Source organism: Microbacterium sp. CFBP 8794 (genome assembly GCF_014841235.1).
Lineage (GTDB): Bacteria > Actinomycetota > Actinomycetes > Actinomycetales > Microbacteriaceae > Microbacterium.
Genome location: NZ_JACYTT010000001.1, coordinates 811,797 through 822,151, shown reverse-complemented (window position 1 = coordinate 822,151; position 10,355 = coordinate 811,797). Strand labels below are relative to the sequence as shown.

The following is a 10,355-nucleotide window of genomic DNA, read 5'->3' as shown; positions in this document are numbered from 1 at the left end:
GTGACGCGACACCGGCGCCACGGCATCCACCCCTCACAAGGAGACACAGCATGGCCCTCAGCAAGAAGCAGAGCATCGCGATCGGCGTGATCGCCGCGGCGGTCGTCGCCGTCGTCGGCGGCGGCGTCGCCCTCGGCATCAACCGCCCGGCCGAAGCGGTCGCGGCGCCGGAGCCCTCGGCATCCGCCCCCGCCGTCGAGTGGGTGCACACCGATCCGATCCCCGACGCCGTCGCCGCGCTCGAAGCCAGCGGCTTCGCGCCTATCGAGCCGGGCAAACTCACCGTCGCGGTCGGAGCCTTCGTGCCGCCGCTGAGCTACGTGCCCGACGGCGAGACGCTGCCCGCCGGCACCGAGCCCAACATCGGCTCGCTCATCGCCGAGAGCCTCGGCCTCGAGTACAACCCCGTCGTGGTGGCGTGGGCGGATTGGCCCCTCGGCATCCAATCGGGCAAGTACGACCTCATCACCTCGAACGTCACCGTGACCGAGGAGCGCAAGGAACTGTACGACTTCGCCAGCTACCGGCAGGACCTGCTCGGCTTCGCCGTGCGCTCCGACAGCGCGATCGAGAAGATCGAGAAGGCCGACGACATCTCGGGCCTCAAGGTCGTCGTGGGATCGGGCACGAACCAAGAGAAGGTGCTGCTGAGCTGGAACACCGAGCTGACGGCCGCGGGCAAGGCCCCCGCCGAGCTCAACTACTACGACGACAATGCCGCGGCGACCCTCGCCCTGCAGTCGGGCCGCGTCGACGCGACCTTCGGTCCGAACGCCACCGCCGCGTGGGCGGCGAAAGAGACCGGCGAGACCAAGATCGTCGGGATCGTCCCCGGCGGCTGGCCGCTGCAGGCCGACATCGCCGCGGGCACGAAGAAGGGCAACGGGCTCGTCGAGCCGGTCAACGTCGCGCTCGAGGAGCTCATCCGGAATGGAAAGTACGCCGACGTGTTGAAGGTGTGGAACCTCGAGTCCGAGGGCATCGAGACCTCGCAGATCAACCCGCCCGGACTCCCGAAGTCCTGACCTGAACGCGGCCCGGTCCTCGAGACCGGGCCGCGTTCTCGCTTCCTCGAAGGGATGCCATGACCACCTCGCTCCCCGCCGACCGCGCCGCGGGCGCCGGCGACGCCCTCGCGCCGGCCGAAGCCCGGACCGACGCCCCCGCCCTGACCATCCGCCTCGTCGCGCCCGACGAGCACGCGGATGCCGGGCGCCTCACCGCCGACGCCTACCGCCACAGCTACGAGGGGCTCACCGCGGGCTACCTCGCGTCGCTCGCCGACGTTGCGACCCGGGTCGCGCAGGGCGAGGTGTGGGTCGCCCTCGACGGCGACGAGATCGTGGGCACCGTCTGGACGCCCCGGCCCGGCGAACGCCTGTCTCCGCTCGCGGTCGAGGGCGAGCTCGACTTCCGTCAGCTCGCTGTTGCGCCGACGGCCCGGGGGCGCGGCGTGGGCGAGGCCCTCACCCGTCACGTGATCGGGCTGGCCCGGGCGCGCGGGGCGGAGCGCGTCGTGATGAACAGCGGCCCCGAGATGCTCGGCGCCCACGCGCTGTACCTCAAGCTCGGCTTCCGCCGGCTGACCGAGCGCGAGCATCCGGTCGAGGTCGAGCCCGGGCGCTTCCTCGATCTGCGGGCGTTCGCGTACGACCTCTGACGGCGCTGGTGCGACCCGCCCCGCACCGTTCGGGGCGGGGTTCGTGCAGCGGGGCGGTCATTGTCCGCCCCACTGCACGTTTCGCGCCCCGAACCCCCGCGCTCGGGCGGGCCGCCTCGCGCTCGCGCCGATGACGGCGACGTCGAGGGTCTCGTCGGTCACGCGGCCGACGATCCCGCGGCCAGCGGCTTCGCGAAGCACCGCGAGGCGGGGAACCGCACGTAGGGCGGAAAGGTGTCGATGGCGTGGTACCCGATGCGCTCGTACAGCGCGATGGCCTCGGGCTGCCGGTCGCCGGTCTGCAGGATGAGCCGGGACGCGCCCCGGTGCCGGGCGATGCGCTCGAGCTCGGCCATGAGCGCGCGACTCGCCCCCTGCCCGCGGGCGCGGCGATCGACGAAGACGCGCTTGACCTCGAGCTCGCCGCCGAGGGCGCGGAGCGCCGCGTGGCCGACCGGCTCGCCGGACCCGTCGTGCACGAGCAGCACGTCGACGATCGTGGCGGGATCGACCGCGAAGTCCTCGGCCAGCAGGGCGCGCGTGTGGTCATCGAACGCCGCGAACGCGTCGGCGTACCGCGGGGCGATCTCGTCATCCATCGCGGCGCGCAACGCCACCGCACGCTCGTCGTGCCAGTCGACCCGCTCGATCGTCCACGTGCTGTCCACCGCCGTCATCCCGTCAGTATCTCCCCGCTCCTCGCGACTCTCCCCCGGCACCGGAAACCGCGGGTAACACTTCGGCGGGCGCCACTCGCAACGCGGAGTCGGCGACCGTCACCGGGCGTCGAACGTCTTCACACACCGTCATCGTGGGGTGGTCCCGTTGCGTCTCGTGACCCCCGGCTTGCACGGCCGCCGCGACCGGCGCAGAGTGTCCCGGTGACCTCCGCATCGCTCCTCGACATCCCCCACGCCGACGCCACCGTCCTCGACAACGCCGCCTGGCACTCCCTGGCCGGCCCGCACTCCTCGTTCGCCATCGGCGGCGACCTCGTCCGCCGGTATCCCGAGGACGTCGCGCCGTTCGTCGCCGTGCGCACGTGGGACGAACCCGAGGTCTGGGACGCCCTGCGCGACCTCGTCGGACCGGGCGCCGACGTCGGCCTGTCGGGCTACGAGGGCGGCTTCCCCGAGGGGTGGGAGTACCTCGGCGGGGGCGAGGGGGTGCAGCTCGTCGAGACCGACGCCCTGCGGACGCGTCCCGATGACGAAGCGATCGAACTGGATGCCGCGGACGCGGCCGACATGATCGCGATCGTCGACCGCAATCAGCCCGGCCCCTTCCGGCCCCGCACCTACGAGCTCGGTCGATACATCGGCATCCGTCGCGAAGGCCGTCTGGTGGCCATGGCCGGCGAGCGCCTCCACCCCACGGGGTGGACCGAGATCAGTGCCGTCGCGGTGGATGCCGATCACCGGCGCCAGGGCCTCGCCTCGCGCCTCGTGCTCGACGTGGCGTTCCACATCCAGCAGCGCGGTGACCGCGCACTGCTGCACGCGGCGGCGACGAACGTCGGTGCGATCGCGGCGTACGAGCGCCTGGGTTTCGCGCTGCGGCGGCGGAACCGGTTCGTCTCGGTGCGGACGCCGGCGTGACCCGCGCGCTCCGCTCCCTCGGCTTCCTCACCATCGGCCTCTTCGACCGCGACGACCCGCGCACCGGACACGAGACCACCCTGTCGATCATCGAGCGCGGCGAGCGCCTCGGCTTCGACAGCGCGTGGCTGCGTGATCGGCACCTGCAGTACGGCCTGTCCTCCCCCGTCGCGGTGCTCGCCGCGGCATCCCAGCGCACGAGTCGCATCCGGCTCGGAACCGCGGTCATCCCGCTCGGCTACGAGAACCCGTTCCGCCTCGCCGAAGACCTGGCCACCGTCGACGTGCTCAGCGGTGGACGCCTCGAGCCGGGCTTCTCGGTGGGTCCGCCGCGCCGGCTCGACGAGATCGCCGCCGCCCTGTACCCCGACACGTCCGACCACGAGGACTTCGGATACGGGCGTCTCGCGCGGCTCCGCCGCTTCCTCGCAGGCGAGGCCGTCAGCCCGTTCGCAGGCACCGAGGGCATCGAGGAATACTCCGAGCGGATCGAACCGCACTCCGCGGGTCTCGCCGACCGGCTCTGGTACGGCGCCGGGAGCCCCACCTCGACGACCTGGGCGGCCGAGAACGACTTCCACCTGCTCACCAGCAGCGTCATCCAGTCGACGACGTCGACCGACTTCGACACCGAGCAGTACGCGCAGATCCGCCTGTACCGCGACACGCACGCCGACGGCGAGAACGCCCGCGTGTCACAGGGTCTCGTGGTGGTCCCCACCGACACCGCCACCCCCGACCAGCGTCGGCGATACGAGGCCTACGCCGAGTCGCGGCGCGGACGCGTCGGCATCCCCCAGGGTCCCCGCGGGCTGCTGTTCGCCGCCGACCTCGTCGGCACCTCGGAGCAGATCGCCGAACAGCTGCAGGCGACGGCGTCGTTCGCCGAGATCGACGAGGTGGCCTTCGCCCTGCCGTTCGACCTCGCACCCGACGACTACGTGCAGATCCTCGAGGACATCGCCGGGCGGTTGGGGCCACTGCTGGGGTGGGCGCCGGGGCCGTGAGCCCCGCCGCGCCGCGGGCATAACCTCAGCGATGTGCGCACATCTTCGGCATCGCGCGCGACATCGGCGAGCACGAGACGTGGGCACAACCTCCGGATGCCGACATGGCGGGCGGACATCGATCGGCTCGCGACATACCTGGCCCCAGCTCCGCGCTGGCGCGTAGAATGCAAGGGATCCGACACGGCGAGAAAGGAGCCATCGTGAGCAGAAACATTAACCCCGATGCCCTCCGCCGCGCAGTCGAGCGGTCAACTCGCCTGAGTGCTGCGCTGGAGCGACGAGCCGTCCCCGCCGGACACGAGCGCTCTGCCAATGTGCAGAAGTTTCTCGCGTCCCGTCGCTCAGCGTGACCCCACTCGAACCCGGCTACGGCGAGACTCCGCTCGATGCGGATGAGGCAGATGCGCTGACTTCAGATGCCCGTGCTCTCCTCGGGGTCGACCCCACACGGGCCGACATCTACGACGCGGAGCAGGCGATCAGCGACGAAGTGGGTCTCGAATTCGCGACTGCGGTCGTATCGGGCCAGTTGGCCCTCGCTGAGCTGCTGAGCGACGCCTTCGTGCGTGAGCTTCACCGCCGGCTCTACGAAGACATCTGGGAGTGGGCTGGCGTCTACCGCCTCACCGAGAAGAGCGTGGGCATCGATCCCGTACACATCTCCGTGGAGCTGCGGTCCTCACTCGACACGATTCTGTACCGGTGGACGCACACGGACGACTGGAGCCCACGACAACTCGGGATCGCCGTTCACGCGGACGTGGTGCGGATCCATCCGTTCGTCGATGGCAACGGCCGGACCACCCGACTTCTCGCAGACCTCGTCCACTACGCCGCCCAGAGCCCGTCGGAGACGCTGTCGACCTACGACTGGAGTATCGATAAAAAGTCCTACGTCACGCTGCTGCATGACTACGACCAGACCAGAGATGCATCCAGGCTGGCGGCGTTCATCCCCGTCACCGAGGTCGCCTGACGAGCAACCTCTCTCTCGGGCTCACCCCTGCCGCACCGCTGCCGGGGCGAGCCGCCGCGTCGCGTGGCCTTCGCCCTGCCGTTCGACCTCGCACCCGACGACTACGCGCAGATCCTCGAGGACATCGCGGGGCGGTTGGGGCCGCTGCTGGGGTGGAGCCCGACGCCGTGAGCCCCGCCGCGCCGCGGGCATAACCTCAGCGATACGCACAACCTCAGCCGGCATCCGCCGAACCGAACGGAGGTTGTGCACATCGCCGACCCTGCGCACACCCGCCGGCGCCGCCCGCGCCACCTCGCGCGACGCCGGCACCGACCCTGCGCGCACCGGAGCGCCCCGCGTCATCGCTGCCGCGCCACCGCCCGCGCGAGGCGCGCTGCGGCCGTGCGCAGGTCGTCTTCGTCGGTGTCGCCGTAGGCCAGACGCAGGTGCCGGTCGGCGTCGGTTCCGGGGCCGGAGACGAAGAACGACCCGCGCTGGTACTCCACGCCCTCGGCGCTCGCGTCGGCCGCGAGCCGGTCGGCATCGATCGCCTCATCGTTCAGCCGCGGCCAGAGGAACAGCCCGCCGTCGGGCACCGTGACGTCGAACACCCCCGGGGCCTCGGCCTCCAGAGCATCGGCGAGCGCCCGGGCGCGCGAGCGGTACAGCGACCGCGCCCGCCCGAGCACGCGGTCGAACAACCCGGCGTCGCTCGTGAGCAGCTCGGCGATCACCGCCTGCACGAAGGTCGACGAGTGCGAGTCCTGGCGGCTGCGCAGGGCCACGGCATCCGGGACCAACCGCTCCGGCAGCACGACCCACCCCAGGCGCAGGCCGGGGCCGAGCGTCTTGGTGAAGGTGTTGACGTGGATGACGTGGTCGGAGTCGTGGAAGGGCGCGACCGACTCGGGCTCCCCGTGGAACCGCAGCTCGCGGTAGGGGTCGTCGGCGAAGACCACGAAGCCGAACCTCTCGGCCAGGGCCACGAGTTCGCGACGGCGCTCGGTCGGCAACGACGACTGCGACGGGTTGTGGAACTCCGGCACCGTGTACACCGCGGCGGGGCGCGCACCGGCGCGCAGGTGCGAGGCGAGCTCGTCGACGTCGAGCCCCTCGGCCCCGACACGGATGGGCAGCACCCGCGCGTCGGCCAGCTCGAGGCCGCGCAGGAACAGCGGGAACACCGGGTTGTCGACGGCCACGAGGTCGCCGCGCTCGAGCACGGTCTGCACCGCGAGAGCGAGGCCGTGGAAGCCACCGTTGGTGATGAGCACCCGCTCCACGGCGACACCCTCGCGGGCGGCGATCCACTCCCGCAGCGCCAGGATCCCCTCGGTGCGGGAGTACTGCAGCGACGGCGCCCCGGGCGCGGCGAGCACGCGGGCCGTCGCCTCGGCGAGCTCGGCGGTCGGCAGCACCGACGGATCCGGGATGCCGCCGAGCAGCTCGATCGCATCGGGTCGACGGTCGCGCAGGGTCTGGTCGCCGAAGCCCTTCGGGACGGTGAACGCCTCGATGAGCGCGGGACGGGACGGGACGAGGAGGGTCATGACGACTCCGAGGGTCGGGCCAGGGCGGCCAGGGGACGGGGAATGGCCTCGACGAGCGCCCGCGTGTACTGCTCGCGCGGGTGCGAGAGCACGTCGGCGACGCGGCCGGCCTCGACGACCCGACCGTCCTTGAGCACCGAGACGGTGTCGGCGATCTGCCGGACCAGCGCGAGGTCGTGCGAGACGAAGAGGTACGTGAGACCGCGCTCGCGCTGCAGGCGGCGGAGCACCTCGAACACCCCGGCCTGCACGGTCACGTCGAGGGCCGAGGTCGGCTCGTCCAGCACGATGACGTCGGGCTCGAGCACCAGGGCACGGGCGATGGCCACGCGCTGGCGTTGTCCGCCCGACAGCGCGTCGGGGCGACGGCGAGCGAGCTCGGGCGGCAGGCCCACGGCATCCAGTGCCTCAGCCACCCTGGTCGAGCGCTCCGCGCGCGTGCCGATGCGGTAGCGGTCGAGCGGTTCACGCACGAGGCGCGCGACGCTCCAGGTGGGGTCGAGCGAGGTGAAGGGGTTCTGGTACACCAGCTGCAGGTGGCGACGGATGCCGCGCAGCTCCTGCTCCGTGCGGCCCGTCACCGCCTGCCCGTCGACGAGGATCTCCCCGGCGTCGGGGCTCTCCAGCCCCAGGAGCAGGCGGACCGTCGTGGTCTTGCCGGAGCCGGACTCTCCGACGAGGGCATGGGTCGTTCCGGCCGGAACGCGGAACGAGACCCCCGACACCGCGGGGCGCGGCGTCCCGTCGACGACGAAGCTCTTCGACACGTCGCGGACGTGTATGCGGGCCGACGCGGTGTCGGTGGTCCACTCGTCGACCCCGCGGTCGACGACGTCGCCGCGGTAGCGGTCGGGGTTCAACGCGGGCGCATCGGCCTGCAACTGCACGGTGTACGGCGAGGTCGGCGCGGCGAAGACGGTGCGGGTCGAGCCGGCCTCCTGCACGCGTCCGTCTTTGAGCACGACGATCTCGTCGGTGCGCTCGGCGGCGATCGCCAGGTCGTGCGTGATGAGCAGCAGACCGATGCCGTCCTCGGTGCGCAGGTCGTCGAGCAGGTCGAGGATGCGCTTCTGGATCGTCACGTCGAGCGCGCTGGTGGGCTCGTCGGCGACGAGCAGCTCGGGCCGCGGCAGCACGGCGAGCCCGATGAGCACACGCTGCAGCATGCCGCCCGACAGCTGGTGCGGGTACGAGTCGTAGACGCGGGCGGGATCGGGCAGGCCGACGCGGGCGAACACGTCGAGGCTCGCCACGCGCTGCGCGCGGGCGTCGGCGAGACCGGCCAGGGCGGCCGCCTCGCGCGCTTGCGACCCCACCGTGCGCACGGGGTTGAGCGCGTGGGCGGGGTCTTGCGGCACGAAGCCGATCCGGCGCCCGCGGTACGGCCGGAACCGCGCCTCGGAGAGATCGAGCAGGTCGTCGCCGGCGAACGCCACCCGTCCGCGCGCCCGGCCCGTGCCGCGCGGGAGGAGCCGGAGCACCGAGCGCGCGATGGTCGACTTGCCCGAGCCCGATTCCCCGATGAGGGCGAGGCTGCCGCCGCGCGGGATCGAGAACGACACGTCGTGCACCACGGGGGTGCGGCCGTACGAGACCGAGAGATCCTGCACGCGCAGCAGCGGCGGGGTCGCCACGACCGTTTCGGGGTGAAGCGCGAGGGTGGTGGTCATGACGTCCTCCGGAGCCAGCGGCTGATGCGGTTGATCGACAGCACGGTCGCCACGGTCACCAGGGCAGGCCAGACGACCAGCCACGGCGCCCGGGGGTAGTCCTTGCCGGCCGAGATGAGCAGACCCCAGTCGGATGCCGGGGGCGGATCGCCGTAGCCGAGGAAGGCGAGCCCCGCGATGACGAGGATCGACAGGCCGAACTGCAGCACCGCGAGCGGAACGAGCGAGCGCGAGGCGTTGGGCAGCACGTGCCGGAACAGCACGTGCAGGTTCGAGCCGCCCTGCAGACGCGCGGCCTCGACGAAGACCGAGGAGCGCACCCGCAGCACCTCCGCCCGCATGACGCGCGCGAACACCGCGACGGCCGACACCCCCGTGGCGATCGCGGCGTTGATGGTCTGGAAGCCGAGCGAGCTGACGATCACGACGGCGAGCAGGAAGGCGGGGATCGCCAGCAGCACGTCGACGAAGCGCGCCAGCACGACGTCGGTCCACGACCCGAGGAAGCCCGCGAGCAGACCGATCAGTCCACCGACGACCACCCCGATCGTCACGGCGACGAGGGCGCTGGTCACCGACGACTGCGCGCCGAAGACGATGCGCGCGAACAGGTCGCGACCGAGATGGTCGGTGCCGAGCACGTGCGCGGCGCTGGGGCCCTGCAGCTTGTCGGCGGGGACTCCCTGTGCGGGGTTCTGGGTCGTGAACAGCGTGGGCGCGAGCGACCAGGCGAGCACGACGGCCACGACGACGAACGACACGATCACGCCGATCGGAACGGAGAGACGGATGCCGCGCACCCGGGCGATCGTCGCCCGCGGCGCGAGGAGCGATGCGGCGGTCATACGATCCCCACCTCCTCGCGGAGCAGCGGCGCCGGGTCCTCGCGCGAAGCGCTGACGGCCGGGCGCCCGGACGGACCCACCGAGACGCGGGGATCGAGCAGGGGGTACGCGAGGTCGGCGACGAGGTTCACCACGACGAACACCACGGCCGCGAGCGACACCACCGCCTGCAGCACCGGCAGATCCTGGCTCGCGACGGCCGACTCGACGAGGGTGCCGATGCCGACGCGGCCGAAGATCGCCTCGGTGATGAGGGCGCCGCCGAGCAGTTCACCGACGATCAACGCGAGCACCGTCACCGTCGGCAACGCCGACGGCTTGGCGAGGTGCCGGAGGAACAGGGCCCCCGACCGCAGCCCCCGCGATCGCGCGACGGCGACGTACTCCTGACGCGACTCGTGGTCGAGCGAGGCGATGAGCACCTCCGCCAATTGCGCCGACACCGGGATGCCGAGCGCCACCGCCGCGAAGAAGGTGCCCCACGGCGTCTCGGTGTCGATCATGCTGAACAGTCCGAGGCCGAACGCGAAGACGTGGATGAGCAGAAGGCCGATGACGAAGTTCGGCACCGACAGGAACAGCGACGGCAGCGAGCGGAGCACGCCCTGACCGAAGCGCGGGGGCAGGAACTGCGTCCCGTACGCGATGGCGACGGCCAGCACGATCGCGACGAGGAGCGCGGCCGCCGCGAGGCTCAGCGTGGAGCCCAGGGCGTCGAACACCAGGGTGCCGACGGGCAGGTTCGACCGCAGCGAGACGCCGAGATCACCCACCACGAATCGGCCGAGAGACGAGCCGAGCTGCACGTACCAGGGCTGATCGAGCCCGTAGTAGGCGACGATGCGCGCGATGTCGTCCTCGGTGAACCCGTTGTCGGGGTTTCTCAGCGTGCTCGTCACGGGGTCGCCGGGCAGGATGCTGACCACGACGAACGTGAACAGGTACGCCAGCACGACGACGACGATCGCCTGACCGGTGCGCCGCAGGGCGAAACGGCCGTAGATGCGCAGCATGTTCTCTTCCTCTCTGTCTGACGCCGCGGGGAGGGATGCCGTGCACCCGCC

Annotated in this window: 10 protein-coding genes; 5 read left to right on the top strand and 5 right to left on the bottom strand. The window is 71.7% G+C overall.

Going from position 1 to position 10,355, the window contains the following annotated elements; all coding sequences use genetic code 11:
• The first annotated feature begins 50 nt into the window (after window positions 1-50).
• Window positions 51-1,025 (top strand): ABC transporter substrate-binding protein, encoded by a 975-nt coding sequence (locus IFU19_RS03695; RefSeq protein ID WP_192012952.1) that lies wholly within the window; start codon window positions 51-53, stop codon window positions 1,023-1,025.
• 59 nt (window positions 1,026-1,084) lie between these two features.
• Window positions 1,085-1,660 (top strand): GNAT family N-acetyltransferase, encoded by a 576-nt coding sequence (locus tag IFU19_RS03690; protein ID WP_192012951.1) that lies wholly within the window; start codon window positions 1,085-1,087, stop codon window positions 1,658-1,660.
• Window positions 1,661-1,818: 158 nt separating this feature from the next.
• On the opposite strand, the gene IFU19_RS03685 is transcribed toward IFU19_RS03690, so the two are convergent.
• A complete protein-coding gene (locus IFU19_RS03685) occupies window positions 1,819-2,337 on the bottom strand; it encodes a GNAT family N-acetyltransferase (protein ID WP_191916223.1) in 519 nt (172 codons plus the stop codon).
• Between the two features lie 204 nt (window positions 2,338-2,541).
• On the opposite strand from IFU19_RS03685, the gene IFU19_RS03680 reads away from it, so the two are divergent.
• From IFU19_RS03680 to IFU19_RS03670, 3 genes are all read left to right on the top strand, one after another.
• Window positions 2,542-3,258, top strand: coding sequence for a GNAT family N-acetyltransferase (locus tag IFU19_RS03680; RefSeq protein WP_191916224.1), 717 nt, complete (start codon window positions 2,542-2,544; stop codon window positions 3,256-3,258).
• Window positions 3,255-4,265: an LLM class flavin-dependent oxidoreductase gene (locus IFU19_RS03675; protein ID WP_192012950.1), complete on the top strand. Its 1,011-nt coding sequence runs from the start codon at window positions 3,255-3,257 to the stop codon at window positions 4,263-4,265. The genes IFU19_RS03680 and IFU19_RS03675 overlap by 4 nt, the downstream gene beginning before the upstream one ends.
• 349 nt (window positions 4,266-4,614) lie before the next feature.
• On the top strand, window positions 4,615-5,244 hold the full coding sequence (locus IFU19_RS03670) for a Fic family protein (RefSeq protein WP_191916852.1): 630 nt from the start codon (window positions 4,615-4,617) through the stop codon (window positions 5,242-5,244).
• Window positions 5,245-5,585: 341 nt separating this feature from the next.
• Here the strand turns inward: IFU19_RS03670 and IFU19_RS03660 are convergent, their stop codons facing one another.
• Genes IFU19_RS03660 through IFU19_RS03645 form a run of 4 tightly spaced genes read right to left on the bottom strand, consistent with a single transcriptional unit; the run spans window position 5,586 to window position 10,304 of the window.
• Window positions 5,586-6,776: an aminotransferase-like domain-containing protein gene (locus tag IFU19_RS03660; RefSeq protein WP_192012949.1), complete on the bottom strand. Its 1,191-nt coding sequence runs from the start codon at window positions 6,774-6,776 to the stop codon at window positions 5,586-5,588.
• On the bottom strand, window positions 6,773-8,446 hold the full coding sequence (locus tag IFU19_RS03655) for a dipeptide ABC transporter ATP-binding protein (protein WP_192012948.1): 1,674 nt from the start codon (window positions 8,444-8,446) through the stop codon (window positions 6,773-6,775). The genes IFU19_RS03660 and IFU19_RS03655 overlap by 4 nt, the downstream gene beginning before the upstream one ends.
• Window positions 8,443-9,291 carry an ABC transporter permease gene (locus IFU19_RS03650; protein WP_055832059.1) on the bottom strand — a complete coding sequence of 283 codons (849 nt, stop codon included), beginning with the start codon at window positions 9,289-9,291 and terminating at the stop codon, window positions 8,443-8,445. The genes IFU19_RS03655 and IFU19_RS03650 overlap by 4 nt, the downstream gene beginning before the upstream one ends.
• Complete coding sequence (locus tag IFU19_RS03645; protein ID WP_192012947.1) at window positions 9,288-10,304, bottom strand: ABC transporter permease; 1,017 nt, start codon at window positions 10,302-10,304, stop codon at window positions 9,288-9,290. The genes IFU19_RS03650 and IFU19_RS03645 overlap by 4 nt, the downstream gene beginning before the upstream one ends.
• Between the last annotated feature and the right edge of the window lie 51 nt (window positions 10,305-10,355).